Here is a 20,435-nt window from a genome sequence, read left to right on the forward strand (position 1 = left end):
TTCGCGCGGCGACGACTTTTCAAGAGCCGTCCAATAACCTGGCCGGCACGCCGGCGACCGTAACCTTGTCTGGCACGTCTCTGACAACTACGGCACCCGCACCAACCATGACCTGTGAACCGATGCTCACGAGTTGTCGTATGCAGGCACCTATGCCAATCCAGCTCAGATCCTGTACGCAGACGCCCCCTGCAAGCCGGGCGCCGGGGCTGATGTGCACACACGACCCCAATAGACAATCGTGGTCGACACTGCTGCCCGTATTGAGAATAGCGCCCCTGCCAACTTTGGCATCGGCGTTTACCACCGCGCCAGCAAACACCACCGACCCCTCACCAAGCGTGGCATACCGGCTGACGGTTGAATCCGGATGGCGCAGCGTTACCAGCGTAGCGCCTGCCGCCTTCATCTGGTCCAGTTTTGCCTGGCGAACCCGATTATTGCCGATCGCCACCAACACACCGTCATATTCATGCACAGCCGCCAACAGTCTCTCGGTGTTGCCTACGACGCTCCAGGCACCATTTCGAAGCAAACCGGGCCAGGCGTCATCAAAGAATTCAATCGTGTCCCAACCGCAGCATTCGGCCGTATCCGCGACGACTTTGCCATGGCCGCTTGCACCCAGCACCGCAAGGCGGCTCATGGCTTGGAGCCCGTGAACTTCGATGCTGTAGCTTCGCCTTCGGCACTGATACCGTCACGCACCAGAACTTTCTTGATCGTCAGGAAAATCACCTTCATATCCAGCCAAAAAGACTGATTATCGACATACCAGGTGTCCAGCTTGAACTTTTCTTCCCAGCCTATTGCGTTGCGCCCGTTGACCTGTGCCCAGCCGCTGACGCCAGGGCGAACCTCATGGCGACGATATTGTTCGGCGCTGTAGAGAGGCAGGTATTCCATCAGCAACGGTCGCGGGCCCACCAGGCTCATATCGCCCTTGACCACATTCCACAACTCGGGCAATTCATCCAGGCTGCTGGATCGCAGAAAACTGCCAAAGGCTGTCATGCGCTGGGAGTCTGGCAAAGGCTCACCGTTTGCGTCATGAGCATCACGCATCGTACGGAACTTGATCATTTCGAACGGTTTGCCATTCCGACCTGGTCGAACCTGACGAAACAGAACGGGAGATCCCAATTTCTTGCGAATGTTCCAGGCAATTACTGCTATGACCGGAGAAAGCAGAATTAGTCCAAGCAACGACGCAAATAAATCAAAACCACGCTTGATCATCTGGCAACACCCTCCAGCCAATCCACAAACCGGTCAGCCAATTTACGTCGGTCAAACTCTCTGACCGCCAATTCTCTGCCTCGTGCGCCCTTCGCCCGCAGCTCGTCACGATCATCTGCCGCCTGTATCAACGCATCTGCGAAAAGCGCAGCATCATCTGGAGGTACGACAAAACCGCAGTTCTCGGTGGAAATCATCTCGGCGAGCCAGCCCGGGTAGTTATTTAAAACAGGCAACCCTGACGCGATATAGTCGAAAAACTTGTTAGGCGACGTTCCGTAGTAAAAGGCCGGTACGTTTGCCAATATCTGCAGCCCCAGGTCCGCGCTGGCCATCAAACCGGACAACCGGGCCTTGTTCACCGGGTCATGAAATATCACATTGTCCAGTTGCTCTTCCGCTGCACGCTTCTGAAGCGCGGGCTTGAGCTTGCCCTGCCCGATCAAAACCAGCCGGATATCATCGCGCTTACGCAGTTTAAGCTCTCGAGCCGCATCGAGCACCGCGTCCAGCTTGTTGGCCACTCCATGAGTACCCGCGAAGACCGCTACCAGATGGCTTTTATCCACTCCAGCCGGCAACCATGGCTCAGCAGGCGTGTTGAAAATATCAAGGTCACAACCGTTTGGGATCATTTCGATTCGATCACGCGCCACACCGCGGTGCGCAATGCCATCCACAATACCTGGAGACAATCCAATGACCCGGTGAGCCGAGCGATAACTTGCCCACTCAAGAAAAGACATGGCGGCAAGGATTACCGGATTACGAATGACGCCCATCGCTTTCGGCAGCTCGGGCCAGAGATCCCGGACCTCAAATACAAACGGCTTATTGCGAAACCACCGGGCGAATATCCCGGGGATACCGGCTGTCAATGGCGTCGTGGTCGCAAAGACCAGGTCGTAACGCTCGGTTAGCGCAATACCGATACTGCGCACTGCAAACTTTAAAAAGCTGAGCGCTCGAACGAACAGGCCATCGCTGTTGGAGTACGCCAGGTCAAATTCGATGATCTCGATACCGTCGACGGTACCTTTGCGTTTTCCACCAACGAAAGGGCTTTCCAGCCCCGTTTGGCCACCACCGTAGCTGCCGCAGACCATCGTCACCTGATGCCCCCTCGCAACCAGGCGGCGGGCCATCTCATAGGACCGGATACCGGTCGCTCCTTTCGGAGTAGAAAAATGCTGATGAAAATAAAGGACTTTCATGTCTACCAGTGATACTCCGTAGTCAAAACGCCCGCCGAAGTCACCTCAACCTCAAGCACCGGCACTTCAGTTTTTTGTAAGTAGTAACGAGACTCCCAACCCTGGACGAGCGCTCGTCGCACGATAGGCATGCTGCCTGCAACCGACAATCGATGGGAGCCGTTGGTCAGGACGTCGCCCTCAAGCCGCCAGTCCCCCGGCTGCAAACGCCAGCGTAGAACTGCACGATCCTTGAATCCGCTAAATTCATCCCTGACCAGCATGCCGGTGTCGCTCAGGCTCACATGCCGCTTATGACGGACGCCGTTACCGTCGATATACGTGGCGCCGCAGGCGCTTGTTCCAGCCTGCTCAACCAGGCTTTCGACCTGGCGCGTACGCAACCACTCCCCGAACAGAAACCGGCTGAGCCTCGGCATCTGGTCTCGCCCATCAAATTGAAGGGTGTTGTGGCTGGCGGTACCCGGAAAATAACTCAGCCACTGGGCAGAGGTGTTGTAGCTGAAGGTACCTGCATCCCGGAGCAGGTTAATGCCTGCACGCCATAGATCCACATGCAGGGCATCGGCCTGGCTGGGGCGAAACCGGAAGCGCGGGTAGCGCAATACAGCGAAGGTTTGTTCACGCCGCAACAATGCATAACCACCCTGATCAAACAGCTGGCTACCTGGACGCTCCGCTACCGCCGATGGGCCGGGCAGCAGCAGCCATTGCAGTGGCAAATCCCATTCACCTGCCGCCTCATAGGCTCTCTTTCCGGCAAACAACGCCATGGACAACTGGACCGAAGGCCTGAAGTCGCGATAGTCCGTATCCGTCAGTGGCAGCAGCCGGGCACCATCATTTGCGCCAATGTTCGGAGCATCTCCAGTGTGCTCGTCGACCAACGAAAATAACCAATGCGCGGCTGTGCGAGCCCTGAGTTGGAACGTGGCGGAGAACGCCGGGAGCCCCAGCTTGTTTCTCCAGATTTCAACCATGGAAAATGTGTCGAGCATCACCCGATGATAATTGACGGAGTACTGGCTGAAACTGCCATCTTGCTCGATCAGCCGAGCGGCCCGGTTTTCGAGCCATTTGCGCCCCAATCGCTGCCAGCGTTCGCCCTCGGGGCAACCGCTTGAGGTCAACCAACTGCCGCCGACAAAAAGTGCAGCCGCCTCGGAAGTCCCGTGGTTATTGTCCTGAGCCATCGCATAGCTCAGCGTCGGCTCGATACGCTTGAGGTGCAGTCGGACCAGATCCACAAGCCCCGGCAACGGGTTGGCAAACTGTTCGACAATGACCGAACTCATCGCCAGGTGCAGGACACGAATGGACGCCTCCTGACCGCACTTCCAGTTCGGACCGCAATAGGGAGGATTGTTGACACACCAATCCGTCAACCAACCGTTTAACTGCGCCGTCCCTGAAGACCCGCCAACACAGGACTTCTGGGCAAAGACCAACGTCCAGTCAAATCGCGAAGCTTCCCAGATATTCTTGATATCACCGACAGCGGCATCAAAATCAGGAATCCGCCACCATTCCCGGCCGGGATCAGGCACTCGAACTCCATTCAGCGGATTCAAATGCCAGTCAGGGGGTGCGTCCGATACCGGGCACTCCCAGAACCCGAAATACCGGACCTGGGAATCCCATTGGGACGCACATGGCAACGAGCCGGCCTGCCTCGCACTTTCCGCAAAAAACGGGCCTTGAGGAATTTCAGCCCGAAGGCGTCGGACCGGGTTCAAGCCAGTCTTGACCCCGAGCCGATACGTCAATGCACGCGCCAGATTGCCAAAACCGAGAGCTATCGCAGTTTTGGCTTTAACAAGAAGAAGGCTCATTGCTCGCGCAGAATCCGGGCAACTTCAATGCTCACGCGCGCCACTTCGAAAATCTCATCGGAAGTGATCGGCGTGACCGCCCCGTTTTGCACCGCTGCCAGGAAAGCTGCAGCGCACTCGCTTTGCCCCTTGTTCTGTTTCCAGAGATTCAGCTTGCTGAAGCCCGGCCAGCCGAAACCCTTCAACTTGCGGAAGTTATCCAGTTGCAGGACGCGTCCGGCAGCGAAAACTTCAACTCGCTCTTTTGGAAAGCTTGAAGCGCCATTGGCCAGATAGAGGATGGTGCCGAAAGAGCCATCCTCAAACCCCAGGGTGATCGCCGCTTTATCTTCCGTAATGGCAACAGCAGGCGTATCGCCCATTCTGCGGGCCTGGATCGAAACAATTTTGCTGCCCGCGAGAAAACGCATCAGGTCGATGAAATGACACGCTTCGCCAATAATGCGCCCACCGCCGACTGACGGGTCCTGGGTCCAGTGATTTGCGGGAATCGCTCCGGCATTCATCGTCATGATGAAAGACTTGGGCTCTTTTACAGCCGAGAGCAACGCCTTCATCTTTTGCACCTGCGGCGAAAAGCGTCGATTGAACCCCACCATCAAATGTGGCTTGAGCCCTTGTTCGACAGCCTTTCGATAGGCCTCTTCAACCGTTGCCAGATCCTGGGCTTCAATGGCCAATGGCTTTTCGACGAACACATGTTTACCCGCCTCCAGCGCTTGCGCGACAAAACGGGCATGGCTGTCGTGCCGGGTGACAATTGCAACAGTGTTGATCGTGCTCTCGCCAAGCATCGCACTGATATCAGTCGAGGCTTGTGCAAATCCGGCCTTGCTGCCGTGTATTACACCGTTGATGCCACCGGCAGTCACAATCGTATGGAACTGAGCCCCTGCGGCCTTGAATGCCGGTATCAGCATTCTTGATGCATAGTTTCCTGCACCGATGAAGCCCACCACGGGTTTGACCGGGTCGAAACTGGCTACCGCACCAGGTGCCAGCACCACTTCCTTGATGTTTCGCTCGGTCTCTTCCGAGGTGTACTGAAGAATGATGCCCAGCGCCGAATTATCCGTCGTAAGCGTCTGATAGGCATCCGCGGCGTCTTCGAATGCAACCCGATGGGAGATCAACGAGTTGACCTCCAATTGGCCGCTGGCGAGCATGTCCAGGACGGCTTCGAAGTTGCGCTGCTCAGTCCAGCGAACGAAACCTATCGGGAAGTCGTTGCCTTGATCTTCGTAACTCGGATCGTAGCGCCCGGGCCCGTAAGAACATGAAACCTGGAATGTCAGTTCCTTCTCATAGAAGTCGGCTCGACTCAACTCAAGCCCGGTTACCCCTACCAGAACAATGCGCCCACGCTTACGGCACATGTGTGCCGCCTGGGTGACCGGGTCGGACGACTTGGTCGACGCCGTAATGATGACGCCATCCACCCCTCTTCCGCGGCTGAATGTCATTCCCGCCGAAACAACATCTTCGCCCTTGCCGGGGTTGCAGGTTTCGGCGCCATAACTGCGAGCCAATGCCAGCTTTTGCTCATCGAAGTCAACGGCAAGTACCCGGCAGCCTTGAGCCCGCAGGAGCTGGACCGTCATCAGTCCGATCAGGCCTACGCCGGTGACTACAAAGGTTTCACCCAATGTCGGCTGAGCCAGACGAATGCCCTGCAAGCCGATGCTGGCAAGCACCGTAAACGAAGCGGCTTCGTCGCTGACCGAGTCCGGAATCAAGGCACACAGATTCTTGGGAACAACAACGATATCGGCATGAGGACCATTGGAAACCACACGGTCGCCCGGCTTGAACCCGGACACATCATTGCCCACGGCACCCACAACACCCACGTTGCAGTATCCAAGCGGCAACGGCTGCGCAAGCTTCGAGCGAACGGCTTCCACCGTTGTCGCCAAGCCATCGGTCTGGACCTTTTGCAGAACCATGCGGACCTTGTCAGGTTGCTGGCGAGCTTTTTCCAACCAGTTGGCACGGCCAAACCCTACCAGCATGCGTTCCGTGCCAGCAGAAATCAGCGTATTGGTTGTATGGATCTTTAGCGTGCCACTACGAACGGCGGGAGCGGGTGCATTAACCAATGACGTCTCACCGCTAGCCATGTTCTGAACAACCTGCTTCATGCATTCACACCAATAAAGTTAAAAATTCACTCATCACTGAGAAACTTGTATAGAGCTATGTATCCTACCATCGGATAAGGCCGTGGCGTCGCCGCCCACTCAACCGTCGAGGGCGAAATCGCCGTCCAGATACTGTTTGCACCAGAGTTCCATGCAAACGATGCCGAACAACGTATAAGCAGCGTCTATCCGGCCTGAACGATCTGCTTCGATCAGATGCGCCACCGCCTTGGGATCGAATATCCCCCTTTTCAGCAGGGATGCAGGAGAAAGCACCTCATCGACCAAAGGCTTCAGGCGTCCTTGCAACCAGTTGCGAAGCGGTACGCCGAAGCCCGTCTTGGGCCGGTAGATGACGTCGTGAGGCAGATAGGGTTCCATGGCCTTCTTGAAAATCCATTTCCCTTCCCGGCCTTTTTGCTTGATATCCGATGGCAGTGAGCCAGCCAGGCGGACCAGGTCAAGATCCAGCAGCGGCACACGCACTTCAACGCCCGTCGCCATACCCATCTTGTCGGTGTAGTTGAGATTGTGATCGGTGAGAAAATGCTTGCACTCCAGGGTGAGCATTTTATCAAGGGGCGTGGCATCCGAAGGCAGCCGCGAAAGTGTTTCTCGCATCGGCGCAAACAGATCATCGGCCGCCAGCTGGCGTCGCAAGTCTGGCGCCAACAGGCCATACGCCTGTTCAGGTTCAAGCCAGAGGAAATAACTGATCAAGCGATCATCAGCAGGCAAGTCCGCATAGCGAAAAGCCTTCCCGAGACGACGAGACAGCGGAGAGGATGCAGGAAGCAGGTTTGAACTGCTGGCCAAAACCGAACGCAGCGGTCGAGGCATTCCGCCCCACCAACGCTCTTGCGCCAACGCGAAATGACGACGATAGCCCGTGAAAATGTCATCTCCCCCAGCACCCGACAGCAGAACCTTGATGCCGTTCTGGCTTGCCAGTTCCGAGATGAACAACGCATTCAGCGCCGCCGGATCCGGCGTAGGTTCATCGAGCAGATAAACCATTTCAGGCAGACGATCCATCATCTCATCGCCGACGCCTACGACATGCAGGTCGACATCCAGATGCTTGGCAACGCGCTGTGCGTACGGAAGGTCATCGGCGAACCCCTCGTTCGCAGTGGAGCCGTTGTCTACACGGATACTGAAGCACTGCAACCGCCCCTTATCGCGCATTTCCTGCGCTGCGAACGCGACGATGGCACTGGAGTCCAAGCCGCCTGACAAGAATGAACCCAAGGGTACGTCGGACACCAACTGACGCTGGACGGCAGTCCTGACGGCATCGGCGACATCAACAGCGACATCAGCAACCGTTTTTGTCAGGGGTTTCTCGGAAATCGGCAGTTCGTAGTAAAACCAACTCTTCTCGATATGCCCATTACGGACGCATAACGCTTGGCCAGGTAAAACCTTTTTGATATCCCGCACGATCGTCCGATCACCCGGCGACCAGAGAAAACCAAGATGCGCGAGTACGGCTTGCGGGTCGATTTCAGTTTTACTGAAGCCGCCTCGGATCAAGCCCTTCATTTCACTTGAAAATGCAAAACAACCATCACTGGAATGGATATAGAGGGGTTTGACGCCCATCTGATCTCGAGCCACCCAAAGCGTTTCAGTGTCGCGTTCCCAGAATACGACCGCGAAAATCCCGTTCAAGCGGTTTAAACACTCAATCCCATAACGACAGAACAGTGCGAGCAATACTTCGGAGTCGGACTGGCTGGAAAAATGATCACCCGCCGCTTCGAGATGAGCCCTTAACTCCCGAAAGTTATAGATTTCACCGTTAAACACCATGACCACTCGCCCATCGGCAGAGACCATGGGTTGGTGACCGGCGGAAGTGGTATCGAGAATGGAAAGGCGCACCTGGCCCAACCATACACCAACGTCGGTATCGGCCCAGACGCCTTGATCATCAGGCCCACGACGTCGAATAAACGAAAGCGCTGAAGAGAAGTCAATAGATTCCCGCGTTCCGTTGTGAATGTAGCCCAAAATTCCGCACATATCAGTTTCTCTAGATTGGGTTATTGACTGGCTCTTCGCGCTTTGAGCTCAAGAATAAAAAAGGAAGCCATATAGACGCTATGAGAAGAGCGACCGACGCCAATTCCCCTCGAAAAAGGTGAAGCAGGGAGGCGATCGCCAATGCATAAAGACCTAACGCTCGGTCGCTTTGAGGGTTATAGACAACTGCGCCATAAAGCCGCCCACCTATAACGCCAAGAAGAAAACCGCCGAATAGTACGCCCAGCGTGCCAAAGTTCATATAAAGCTCACCAAAAATACCTGGCGGCAATGTCGTACCTTCCATGAGCCATTTATCTGGCCAAAAGGCACCTGTAAACACCCCGGCTGCGGTAAGTGGCTTATTCGGGAAAAGACCCGAAGGTATTAAAATCAATACAACCATCAGCAGCGTCGTGCCATTCTGCCATTCCAGCCTCTCGGGCATAGCATCTATGAGCACAGTCATGGTCTGCAACTGCATTAGATTACCCGTAAACTGAGTCGCCAAAAAATGAATGAACGACAGGAAAACACCTTGATCTTCGTTAATGAAAAAGAATCTACCTGTCGCGAGAAACTCCTGCTTAAACAGGTGATAGGTCATCAGCGAAACAAACATCACCACCCCAAGCACCGCTCCTTTTACAAGACTGACACGCTTAACGCGGTAATGCCGAACTATAATCAGCGACAATACGATAATAAAAATTGTCGATTTCTGACCCTGGAGAGCGCAAATAAACAAACCGCCCAAAAAATATAACCAGAAGCAAAACCGCTCGGAAAGTGACTTCTTCCCGGCCCGGGTCAACCGTATATACCAGGCCAGCGAGACAGAGAGCAGCAAGTTCTCCAAGAGGAACAAGCCGTTCAAACCTGCAAACGCCCTTATCCTGTCACTGGCACCTTGAAGCAACCCCGAGACCCCGCCTAGGATTACAAGAATAGTTGTAAACGCCAACAGCGCCACTAACGAAAAACCTAAGGCCCGTTGCGAAAAAATCCTTGGACTTACTATGTAGCGTATCCCGACGGGAAAATTAAAATGCGTTTTCCGTCCTAACCAACACCCCATCAAAACAAAAATCAAAGCCCCGGCATACAGCAAAATGGCATAGTCAATAGAACTCTGCTTATCGAAAAAGGCAAACTCCCAAAACTGACTAAACCCATCAAACCCCATGATAAAGGGATATAATGGGACAATAACGCCTGCAAACCAGATCACCAAAAAGAAAAAGCCAACGCCAAAACAATCAAACGCTTTTTTTTCAAGCGGGACTCGCAAGTGCTCAGGCCCTAAATATTTTTCTTCCAAGGTATCAACCTCTTGGGTCATAAATCAGCGAGGCGGACTCTCACCGCAATCAGAAGCAGCACGGCGGACAAAACAGCACCAACCACATACCCCAAAACGCCAGCCCAAGCATCCAAAACAGGGATACCGACGTATAGAATTAAAAGAACAAGCAAGCCCTCTACAATATTGGTTTTAAGGCTTAAACTAAAAACACGCAATGCGACCAGTATTGTACCGCAAGCAAGAGCCATAGCCTTCAAGGGCAAAGTCAACGCCAACACAATGATATACATGGCCGTCTGCTTATAAACACCGCCCACACACACCAACCATATACAAGAGCAAAGGATCAACAGCAAAGCAACCGTGGATGAGATCTTTAACATGCTTTTTGAGAATGCATGATACCTTTCGCGCAACTCGCTTTTATCATGGATGACCTCGACCAACTCAGGAAGGGCCCTTTGTGCAATGATTGCCAATGGCAGCAAGCCAAGAATAAGGCTCAATATAGCAATACCAAAAAAACCGATCTCGTCGGTTTTCACATGATAAGCAGTCAACATCAGGACAGGCAGACTATCCACTAACAGACGAACAAACAGGCTGGCATTGACAATGACACCGGACTTGGCCGTTGTCATTAATTCGCGCCCGTTCACCTGGCGAAAATCAAGCGCCAGAAAAATATGCGCTCGCAGTTTCCACCAAACGGCAGCGAGACAAAAGAACTCACCAAGATAACGAGCGGCCATCCAGCCCTGGATACCATACAACTTCGTCAATACAACATGCAGAATAACGCCCGCCCCGGTAACCAGCATCAGAACGAAGTAGATCTCGCGTATCGCCTTCGCCCCCTGAGCAAAGCCAGTCGTTACACGAAGCAAATTAGTCAACAGCACCAAGCCACAGGTTGTAAAAACATAAGAACTAATCGCAGAGGTCAGCACAAACTCATGGGCGACGTATATACCAGCAATCACGACACCTGAAGCGATTCCGACCAACAAAAACACTTGCCGAAGCACTTCACTTTGACGAGAAGTACCATGACTCGCCGCCGTATCGCGAATCGCGATGCTTTGCATGCCCAAACTTCCTGCCAGTACGACAAGAGCAATAATTGTTTCCAGCGAGCGCACCACACCGACGACCGACGGATCAACCCAAGGCGTGATCAAAAACTGACTTATTATTACCCCACCTTGAATACAGGCAGTAATAACGATCAGCTGTAACAGCTTCGAACTTTCAAACATGCTGATCAGACGATTCAACACACGCTACCACCATGAATCTTTATAAACACTATCAACGAAGCTCTCCTTTATTTCACCAGCGACAAGGAATCCAGGACATTTTTAAGCGCCACACGACGAGCTGCGATGGAATAATTGGAAGAAATCCACTGATGCCTGGCTTTGGCATCTTCAGCGCAAGTCGGCGTGGCGACAACCGTCTCCATGGCTGCAGCAATTTCTTCCTGGCTATCTGGTTGAACCCAGTAAGCGAAGTTACCCGCGACCTCAGGCACGGCGCCCCGAGGCGACGTGATCACTCGCGCGCCACACGCCAGCGCTTCGCCGATCGCATGCCCGAAACCTTCATAGAGCGTTGGTTGAACATAGGCCAGGCAATTGCGGTAGTGGTGCAGCTTTTCTTCATCGGAAATCATCCCGACAAACTCCACCTTGTCTGCCACACCCAGGCGCTGCGCCAGGTCTTTTAGTTCCTGCAGGTAGTCACCATGTTTGCCAGCAACAACCAGGCGAAGATGACTTGCGTTAGCCGAAACCTTTGCAAACGCCTCAATCGTCGGAATCAGCCCTTTACGAATGGCGTTCGTACGACTGGTCCAGGTCACCGTAAAAAAGTAATTCGATCCAACCGCCGGAAGCTCGCCAGGAGAATAGTAATCTGTATCAATCGCCAGCGTTGCGTACACGGGGTTTCTCACCGGCAGGTTGGTTGTGACTTCCTCACACTCCGATCTTGAGATGAACAGGTTTCGATCGGCTAATAACAGCGAGGTACGCAGCACTGCCTTCTGCCATAGCGGACGGTCCAGATAACACAGACCCGGGATTTCTTTCCGGCAGGTGGAGTAGTCAAAGGCCCCAGTTACAATTACCGGCCGACGACGGAGTTTTCCGGCGAGCAACGGAAGCGGCGAATGCCCCCACCACCAACAAAAATAGAGATCCGCTTTCCAATCTAATGTGCCCGGCGTCCCGGACAGAACGACTTCGTGTCCGAGCTCCTTGAGAATTCGAATATCAACCCGATAAAACTCAACTTTATCAAACATCTCGCGCCAATTAGCGTGAGCGGACATATTAGCAAAAAAACATATACGCACAGTGCACCAACCCGTTACTTGCCAACCGTATTAAACGCGTGCCTTCTGCTGATACATTGACAGCAATGTATCGTGCAAACTAGGCACATTAATTTCACCTACCACATCAAAGAGCTTGGCCGGACTACCATAAAGCTCTTTAACTTCATCGTCCCTGACAAAGGCAGGATCAACTGTTATCGTTGGCCGATAACCTGCAATCTGTTCCATTTCATCAATCACGCTCAGTAAGGAAATGCTGCGCCCCGAGCAGATATTTATAAACTCACCACGTTGATTGGACGTCAACAGCCTTGAATAGGCCTCCACCACAAAACCGACATCAGACAAGTCGCGGGATACATCCAGATTGCCCAATCTGAGCTCCTTTTCTCCACGGGCAAATGCGCCCACGATCTTGGAGAAAACGAATGACTCCGATTGGCCGGGTCCAGTGTAATTGAATGGCCGTACCACCAATATAGGCATACGAGAAAACCACTTGCGGACAAGGGCCTCCATCGTCAGCTTGCTCAGTGCGTAATGATTAACGGGCTGCGGTTCACTGCTTTCTGAAATGGGCGATGAAATAGCGTTCCCGTAAATGTTTGCACTGCTCGCAATGATGATTTTTTCAACGACCACCTCAGCCTCCTTAATCGCATTAAGAAGGCTTTCTGTACCCAATACATTGACTCGGTAATATGACAAGGCATCGCTGCTGGTGACATGCGCCAGCGCGGCCAAGTGAATAACATGGGTGGGCTGAACCTGCTTTATCCAACCACTGAGTCGCGCCGTGTCATTCAGGTCCGCATCCAAGTGGTCAAACTCACAGGCCAGGCGCTCCCCACCAAGGCCGGCAACCCGCCAGCCGGCCTTGGTGAGGCTTTGCGCCAAATGCTTTCCAGTAAAACCCGAGAGCCCTGTAATCAGTACTGTCCGATCTTTACTTTGAAGTGCCATTGCGAACCCTTCTCAAGTCAGCTTCAACCATCAGCTGGCACAGTTGCTCCAGCGTCGTTTCTGGTTTCCAGCCTAACCGCTCTTTTGCAAACGAAGCGTCGCCAATCAACAACTCCACTTCCGCGGGTCGATAGAAGCGTGGGTTAACTTTCACCCGGGTGATGCCGGTACGACGGTCAACGCCGAATTCGTTCTCGCCACTTCCAGACCAATCGATATCAACCCCTACGGCCTTGAAGCTCATGGCAACAAAATCACGAACGGTTTCAGTACGGTTGGTAGCAAGCACAAATGTTTCCGGTGTGTCGATCTGCAACATCCGGTGCATGCCATCTACATACTCTTTAGCGAAACCCCAGTCTCGCTTGGCATCCATGTTTCCGAGTTCCAGCACTTGCTGCTCGCCCATTTCGATACTGGCTACAGCATCGGTAATTTTACGAGTAACGAACTCTTTTCCTCGCAGCGGAGACTCATGATTGAACAGAATGCCGCTGGTGGCAAAAATATCATATGATTCGCGATAGTTGATGGTTGTCCAATGCGCAAACAACTTCGCAACACCGTAAGGGCTGCGTGGGTAGAAAGGCGTGCTTTCAGATTGAGGAACAGCCTGTACCAGCCCGAACATTTCAGATGTCGAAGCTTGATAGAAACGAATCTTCGGATTTACTATTCGGATCGCTTCGAGCAAATTAAGCGCACCGACTCCGGTAATCTGCGCGGTTGTAATTGGCTGATCGAAGGAAACGCCTACAAAGCTTTGAGCCGCCAGGTTATAAACCTCGTCCGGGGCGCAATTCTGAATTAAACGAATAGTTCCGGAGAGATCAGTCAAATCAAATTCGACAAGATGAAGATCATCATGCCCAAAAACACCAAGTTCCTCTAATCGCCAGAAACTTACAGAACTTGTGCGGCGATAGGCGCCATAGACCTTATAACCCTTGGACAGCAGCAGTTCGACAAGGTAAGCCCCATCCTGACCTGTAACACCAGTAACCAGCGCATGCTTCTGCATCTGTACAACTCCTAAAAATTTAAGCCTTAAACACGTCCATAGGTATCGTCAAATCGAACAATATCATCCTCACCCAAGTACGTTCCCGACTGCACCTCTATGATCTCAAGAGGAATGGTGCCAGGATTGGAAAGGCGATGAACATGGCCAATAGGGATATAAGTACTCTGGTTTTCGTTCAGCTGAAAAACACGATCTTCACAGGTGACTTCAGCGGTGCCAGACACAACAATCCAATGCTCCGCCCGATGGTAATGCTTCTGCAAACTCAAGGTTGCTTTCGGCTTCACCAATATCCGCTTCACCTGAAAGCGTGAGCCCGAATCTATGCTGTCGTACCAGCCCCACGGGCGATGAACACGACGATGAAGCTTTGATTCTGGCCTGGCCTTGATATTCAACGCTTCGACAATAGCCTTCACACCCTGGCTACGATCTTTATCCGCAACCAATACGGCATCAGGCGTTTCGACGATAACAATATTTTCAAGCCCCACGGCCGTTACCAAACGGTGAGAGGCGTAAACCAATGTATTGGAGCTGGAGTCTATTATTACGTCGCCATGGGTAGCGTTTTGTTTTTCGTCCTTTTCACTCGAACGCCAAACAGCATCCCATGCTCCCAGGTCAGACCAACCGGCATCCATCGTGAGCATTTTCAACGTCAGGCCAGCTGAAGGCGTTTTCGCGCAATGCTCGATCACGGCATAGTCAATCGACTCAGGCGGTATCAGGGAAAACGCGTCAAGTTGTGGTCGAATAAACCCATTATCTTCAACTCGGCCCTTCCACGCGGCCTCAGTGGCATCGAAGATGTCACTTCTGAACGCGCCCAGTGCTTTCAACCAGACTGACGCGCGCAGCACAAAAATACCGCTATTCCAGAAATAGCTTCCATCTTCCAGGTATTTTTCTGCGGTTGTCCGCTCAGGCTTTTCAACAAACGCATCCACCCTCTTGACGGTAGAGGGGTCTGCCGAGTGGATATAACCATAACCCGTCTCAGGGCGATCAGGCGTAATCCCCAAGATCACAATGCTGCCGTCTTTCGCAACATCGACCGCTTTACTGACCGTGTCAGTAAAAGCTTGAATATCGAGAATCATCTGGTCGGCCGGGACAACGACCAGAACCGGGTCAATCTCCTCTCCCACCTCATCGCGCGCATAAAGCGCCGCCAACGTAAGCGCAGGGGCCGTATTGCGTCCTACCGGTTCAAGAATGACAACAGCTTTAGAAACGTTCATTTCCCGGATCTGGTCGAGACACAGGAAACGATGCTCATCGTTGGCAACGATGCATGGAGCCAATAAATCCGAGCCTTGACCGTCAATCTTCAACAGTCGGGCAATCGCCTGCTGAAACAACGTCTCCCGCCCCGAAATTGCCAGAAACTGCTTCGGGTAAAGAGTTCTGCTAAGCGGCCAGAGTCTCGTTCCCGAGCCTCCAGACATAATAACCGGAAGAATTTTCATACAAGCCAGATTCCCCGGGTATCAACAATCCGGCGACCCTCGAGAAGTGAAGAAGGAACACTTTTGAATGGCTTGTGATCCACCAGTAACAACAAGACATCCGCGCGCTCAAACGCTTCTTCTATTGTGCACAACTCAGCGTTCGGCAACGTCGCAGGCAGAGAATCAATATTAGGTTCTACGACAATAACCTTCCCGGCGTGCCGGCTTGAGATATTTTTCGTAATTTCCAGAGATGGACTTTCCCGCAGGTCATCAATATCAGGTTTGAATGCCAGGCCGAAGCACGCGATAACAATGTCTTTTTCCGACTTCCCGGGGTGACTCGACAGATGATCGGCCACAGCAGCATCAACTTTCTCCATAACCCACGACGGTTTTGAGTCATTGACTTCGCGTGCAGTTTGGATCAGTTTCGCCTGGCCTTCAGCCTGACTCACGATGAACCAAGGGTCGACGGCGATGCAATGCCCACCCACGCCAGGTCCTGGTTGGAGGATATTGACGCGAGGGTGCCGGTTGGCGAGCTTGATAAGCTCCCACACATCGACATCAAACTTATCGCATATCATCGACAATTCGTTCGCGAAGGCAATATTCACATCGCGAAAGCTGTTCTCGGTCAACTTGCACATTTCTGCTGTTCGGGCGTTGGTGATAATGCACTCGCCCTCCACAAACAATTTATACAGACGTGTGGCGGCTTCTGAGCACTTGGGTGTCATCCCGCCGATGACGCGATCATTCTGTACCAACTCGCGCAACACGTGACCGGGAAGCACGCGCTCAGGGCAGTGAGCCACGCGAATGTCCGACGCCTCGCCATGGGTCTGCGGGAACGTCAGGTCAGGGCGTGCTTCAGCCAGCCATGCCGACATCTTTTCAGTCGCACCCACGGGAGAAGTGGACTCGAGGATGACCAGATCACCCTTTTTCAATACTGGCGCAATGGATTTGCTTGCTGACTCAATGTAAGAAAGGTCCGGAGCATGACCATCCTTGAAAGGAGTGGGCACCGCAATCAAGAAGGCGTCCGCCGGCTCAGGTCGTGTACTGGCGCGCAGATACCCCTCGGTCACGGCCGCGTGCACGACTATGTCCAAATCAGGCTCAACGATATGAATCTGTCCGCCGTTGATCGTATCGACGGCCTTTTGATTAACGTCGACACCAATGACCTTTAACTTTCGCGCAGCAAAAACGGCTGCGGTTGGCAAACCGATATAGCCCAAACCAATTACAGAAATAGTGGAAAAATCCATGACCAAACCTTAATTTTTGAAAGTGGCTAGAGCATTAACAATACGCATGCAGGCGTGACCGTCACCATAAGGATTATGAGCAACGCTCATCTCCTCGTAAGCCTTCTGATCAAGTAAAAGCTCACGCAAGTGGTGAACTATCTTGTCCTTCTCTGTACCGACCAATCTGACGGTACCCGCCTCAATCGCCTCAGGCCGCTCGGTAGTGTCCCGCATGACCAGCACGGGTTTGCCCAAAGAAGGTGCCTCTTCCTGCACACCACCGGAGTCCGTCAGAATCAAGTACGACCGATTCATCAAATAGACAAAAGGTAGATAATCCAATGGTTCGATGAGGTGAATATTTTTTATACCAGCCAACAAACGGTTGACCGGTTCACGGACATTTGGATTCAAATGAACGGGGTACACGATCTCCACATCATCAAACTCATGGGCAATCGAAGCCAACGAACTGCAGATCCTTTCGAATCCATCGCCGAAGCTTTCACGCCGATGCCCTGTCACAAGGATGACGCGGCGTTGAGCAGGTAAAAATGCGAACTGCTCGGAGAACTTCTGTTTTAACTGGTCATTGGTCTCGAGCTTCTGTACGACCTCAAGCAGAGCGTCGATTACAGTATTCCCAGTCACATGAATCGCGTCAGGTGACACCCCTTCACGCAGTAAATTCTGTTGCGATCGTTCAGTAGGAGCGAAGTGAAGAAGCGCGAGTGCTCCCGTCAACTTTCGATTGGCCTCTTCCGGCCAGGGAGAATATAAATTTCCAGTGCGAAGCCCAGCTTCGATATGAGCCACAGGAATTTGCTGATAGTACGCCGCCAATGTAGTTGCAAAGGTCGTAGCGGTATCACCATGCACCAAGACGATATCCGGCCGATAAGTCCGGAAGACCTCTTTCATTCCCTGAAGAATACCAGTTGTCACGTCGGTAAGGTCTTGACCCGACTTCATGATATTAAGATCAAAGTCAGGTTCAAGTTTAAATAACTCTAACACTTGATCCAGCATTTCACGGTGTTGACCCGTGACGCAGATTTTGGCCTCAAAACGCTCATCTGCATTCAACGCTAAAGCTAATGGAGCCATTTTTATAGCTTCCGGTCGCGTACCGAAAACACTCAAGATCTTTAAAGTCATTAGATTACCAACGATTCCATATCATTATTTAGTCAGAGAATCAGTCTGGAAACCAGCAACGCTGCCATGCCCCTGCCTGACCTACCGATTACGCGCAAGCGAGTTTTCGCCGCTCCAACTGCAACCGCCTCTGCTTTGCAGCGCAGCATATCATCAACAAGCGTGCCAACATAACGCCTGGCTGGCTCAACCACACGCCCCATGAGACCCCATCATCCCCCCCTCAGTTCAGGACAGGACAAGGTTTTACCGCAACATTTGCGGTGAGCCGCTTCACCGCAATGGTGCGTCGCAACCTCTCATTGAAATTGGGCTTTTGGTTATTGCCCCACAGGAACCCGACCTATCCGAGATCGCAATTGGGCCCACGCTCGACTGTGCCATGCAGCTCGTTGCTAATCGCCGGCGCACCCTGCACGACCGACCTGGCCGAACGGTACGCCCTTATCAAATTCCGAACCAATACTAGCCATAAGCCATTAACCTGGAGACCGCACATAAAAATCCACATCAAACCGTATTAGGCGGTGCACCATCAACTATTAAACCAACAATACAAACCTGTGCAGGACGCTTGACGCCCGCACAAGTAAACAAAGATCAAATGCCGAAACGCCATGAAGACTCGACGCAAAGTCTTAGTAACTTTTGATAGCCGAGAAACCACCCAGGAATGCCCCTCGGCGGTTCACAGTTGCGCAAGCACGTAATGCAGGTTCCGTATGAAAGCAAGAAATACGGGCCCGAGGGGAAAACGCGTGAAGCCAAAAGCTTCACGGCCTTGGAGTTATTTTCGGTTTAACTTATTGCCAGGCTCTTGTTGCCGATCCAACTGAGCGACCGAATGGAGAAGTGAGCCTGCCGGCTCGTGCCCATCGCGCTCTGCATTGTCGCGAGCAGCACGTAACGCCTGCCTGACCAACGCAATACCAATCGCGACAATCGCCCCCAGGAGCAGGCCAAGAAAAATGATCAATGGACGATTCGGGCTCGACGGAACCAACGGCTCAAGGGCCTGCTGGTCAATACTCACCAGCCGCAGCTTCGCCAGGTCGATATTCAGGCTACTCAAACGGAAAATCTCTGTTCTCAACGGTTGAACGCCCGCAAGAAAGATATCTTCATTTTTTCGAGCATCCAGGACCTCAATCTCTCGGTTGGATGCGAGCAACTGAAGCTCCCTGGCGATTTGAGCGATGCGCGACTCGGTAAAATCATCCGACTTGCGTGACTGCAATGCAGCAAGCTCAGCCTTAAGCGCATCTACCCCCATAAAATAAAGTGGGATCTGCTGGTTGTTCACTTCAGTACGCATCACGCTACCGGCGTTCGTCACGGCCGATTCACCAAGTGAAGAAGGCGTAGCCGGCTTTTGAATGCCCAGGGAACGGGCAATCCCTATAGCCTCATTCAGCTGAGCAATACGGTCGCTACGCAAGGTTTTCAACTGCGAACGCAGCGCCTTCAATTCATCCTGCAATTGCGCGCGTTTCAACGAGTCAGCTTCTCGCAATGACGCTATTTTGGCTTCTTTTTCAATATCGTAGTTTGAACGAGCCGAATCGAGCTTGCCTTTAAGCTCCCTCAAACGGTTTTTAACGATCACATTCAAATCAGCCGTGACGCGTTCGCGCTCACTTTCGATAGCGTAGTCGACAAAGCCATTAAGAATAGAGACGCCGTCGACGCCTTTCGGATACATCATCTCGAGCTTGATGTAGGAACTCAGCGAATTTTTCTTATCTGCATCAGGAAGAATCAAACGAATAGAGTCATGATTGAACTCCTGAAAACTCTGCTCCAGAGTCTGCCCAGGACGAACAAATTTCTCGAAAAGCTTCTGGTTTTTCTTGAAATAGCTCAGGCGCGTATCATAAGAGTCGAGCGCTGCGCCCACTTTGAGGAGCGCGTCAGCCGGAGGAAGCTGATATATCTCTGATCGATTTAGCGCATCCAAATCATTAATCGCCGCAGGCCGCAAAACCGTGCTGACCTTATATACAGGGGCAGCTAAAAATGCGTAGGACGCCGCAATCAATCCCGCCCCGAGAGTGACGAAAAGCAGAAGTTTTTTTTGTTGCCAGACAGACGCGAAAAGTCGCACAAAATCAATTTCGTCGGACGATCGAACCGGGGGAGCACGGAAGCTACTACTCACAACAAAAACCTGCCTTCAAAGAGAAACTGCGGGCTCGTTATGCAGACAAGATTGTGTATTTTTATTTTAGTTATATGGCCGAAAAAACCCAGCGTCGCTGCCGGACTTTAGCGCACAAAATGCCTGTTATCGAGAACAGATTCCATTTTGCCATCTCACTGACATATTACAAGTCTTGACATATCTGTAGGAGTCTTCCTACACAGATAGGGGCAACCCTTATATAGGCCGCCCGAGAAGGACAGAAAAGCAAATTTCGTAGCCGCGAGACAATAGTCAGTGGTATCGCCGGACTTACCACATGCCGTTCACTCG

Annotated in this window: 15 protein-coding genes; all 15 read right to left on the reverse strand. The window is 52.5% G+C overall.

The features are described from left to right. Positions 1 to 19: 19 nt before the first annotated feature. Positions 20 to 646, reverse strand: coding sequence for an acetyltransferase (locus tag HX786_RS02345; protein WP_178911676.1), 627 nt, complete (start codon positions 644 to 646; stop codon positions 20 to 22). Beyond that, a complete protein-coding gene (locus HX786_RS02350; protein WP_177008087.1) occupies positions 643 to 1,239 on the reverse strand; it encodes a sugar transferase in 597 nt (198 codons plus the stop codon). Before HX786_RS02350 ends, HX786_RS02345 begins: the two co-directional genes overlap by 4 nt. Next, positions 1,236 to 2,453, reverse strand: coding sequence for a glycosyltransferase family 4 protein (locus HX786_RS02355; protein ID WP_177008088.1), 1,218 nt, complete (start codon positions 2,451 to 2,453; stop codon positions 1,236 to 1,238). The genes HX786_RS02350 and HX786_RS02355 overlap by 4 nt, the downstream gene beginning before the upstream one ends. Before the next feature lie 2 nt (positions 2,454 to 2,455). Continuing rightward, positions 2,456 to 4,000: a heparinase II/III-family protein gene (locus tag HX786_RS02360; protein WP_371136004.1), complete on the reverse strand. Its 1,545-nt coding sequence runs from the start codon at positions 3,998 to 4,000 to the stop codon at positions 2,456 to 2,458. 281 nt (positions 4,001 to 4,281) lie between these two features. Next, the gene (locus tag HX786_RS02365; protein ID WP_032899671.1) at positions 4,282 to 6,426 is read right to left on the reverse strand and encodes a bi-domain-containing oxidoreductase; all 2,145 of its coding nucleotides are present in this window, start codon (positions 6,424 to 6,426) and stop codon (positions 4,282 to 4,284) included. Positions 6,427 to 6,525: 99 nt separating this feature from the next. Next, complete coding sequence (gene asnB, locus HX786_RS02370) at positions 6,526 to 8,454, reverse strand: asparagine synthase (glutamine-hydrolyzing) (RefSeq protein ID WP_177008091.1); 1,929 nt, start codon at positions 8,452 to 8,454, stop codon at positions 6,526 to 6,528. Between the two features lie 10 nt (positions 8,455 to 8,464). After that, entirely contained in the window at positions 8,465 to 9,796 is a 1,332-nt protein-coding gene (locus HX786_RS02375) for an O-antigen polymerase (RefSeq protein ID WP_177028743.1), read from the reverse strand. Then, the gene (locus HX786_RS02380; protein ID WP_177019488.1) at positions 9,793 to 11,040 is read right to left on the reverse strand and encodes a hypothetical protein; all 1,248 of its coding nucleotides are present in this window, start codon (positions 11,038 to 11,040) and stop codon (positions 9,793 to 9,795) included. Before HX786_RS02380 ends, HX786_RS02375 begins: the two co-directional genes overlap by 4 nt. Before the next feature lie 47 nt (positions 11,041 to 11,087). Then, positions 11,088 to 12,068: a glycosyltransferase gene (locus tag HX786_RS31800; RefSeq protein WP_250884715.1), complete on the reverse strand. Its 981-nt coding sequence runs from the start codon at positions 12,066 to 12,068 to the stop codon at positions 11,088 to 11,090. An 81-nt stretch (positions 12,069 to 12,149) separates the two neighbouring features. Continuing rightward, a complete protein-coding gene (locus HX786_RS02390) occupies positions 12,150 to 13,064 on the reverse strand; it encodes a GDP-mannose 4,6-dehydratase (protein WP_178911677.1) in 915 nt (304 codons plus the stop codon). Further along, complete coding sequence (gene gmd / locus HX786_RS02395) at positions 13,048 to 14,085, reverse strand: GDP-mannose 4,6-dehydratase (RefSeq protein WP_008437698.1); 1,038 nt, start codon at positions 14,083 to 14,085, stop codon at positions 13,048 to 13,050. The genes HX786_RS02390 and gmd overlap by 17 nt, the downstream gene beginning before the upstream one ends. A 26-nt stretch (positions 14,086 to 14,111) precedes the next feature. Beyond that, positions 14,112 to 15,560, reverse strand: a complete 1,449-nt coding sequence (locus HX786_RS02400) for a mannose-1-phosphate guanylyltransferase/mannose-6-phosphate isomerase (RefSeq protein WP_008437697.1) — start codon at positions 15,558 to 15,560, stop codon at positions 14,112 to 14,114. Next, positions 15,557 to 16,822 (reverse strand): UDP-N-acetyl-D-mannosamine dehydrogenase, encoded by a 1,266-nt coding sequence (gene wecC / locus HX786_RS02405; RefSeq protein WP_102368425.1) that lies wholly within the window; start codon positions 16,820 to 16,822, stop codon positions 15,557 to 15,559. The genes HX786_RS02400 and wecC overlap by 4 nt, the downstream gene beginning before the upstream one ends. Positions 16,823 to 16,831: 9 nt before the next feature. After that, the gene (wecB, locus tag HX786_RS02410) at positions 16,832 to 17,962 is read right to left on the reverse strand and encodes a non-hydrolyzing UDP-N-acetylglucosamine 2-epimerase (RefSeq protein WP_008437695.1); all 1,131 of its coding nucleotides are present in this window, start codon (positions 17,960 to 17,962) and stop codon (positions 16,832 to 16,834) included. Between the two features lie 787 nt (positions 17,963 to 18,749). Then, the gene (locus HX786_RS02415) at positions 18,750 to 20,120 is read right to left on the reverse strand and encodes a Wzz/FepE/Etk N-terminal domain-containing protein (protein ID WP_177019490.1); all 1,371 of its coding nucleotides are present in this window, start codon (positions 20,118 to 20,120) and stop codon (positions 18,750 to 18,752) included. Positions 20,121 to 20,435: the final 315 nt, after the last annotated feature.

Source organism: Pseudomonas sp. 21615526, assembly GCF_013386245.1.
Taxonomy (GTDB): domain Bacteria; phylum Pseudomonadota; class Gammaproteobacteria; order Pseudomonadales; family Pseudomonadaceae; genus Aquipseudomonas.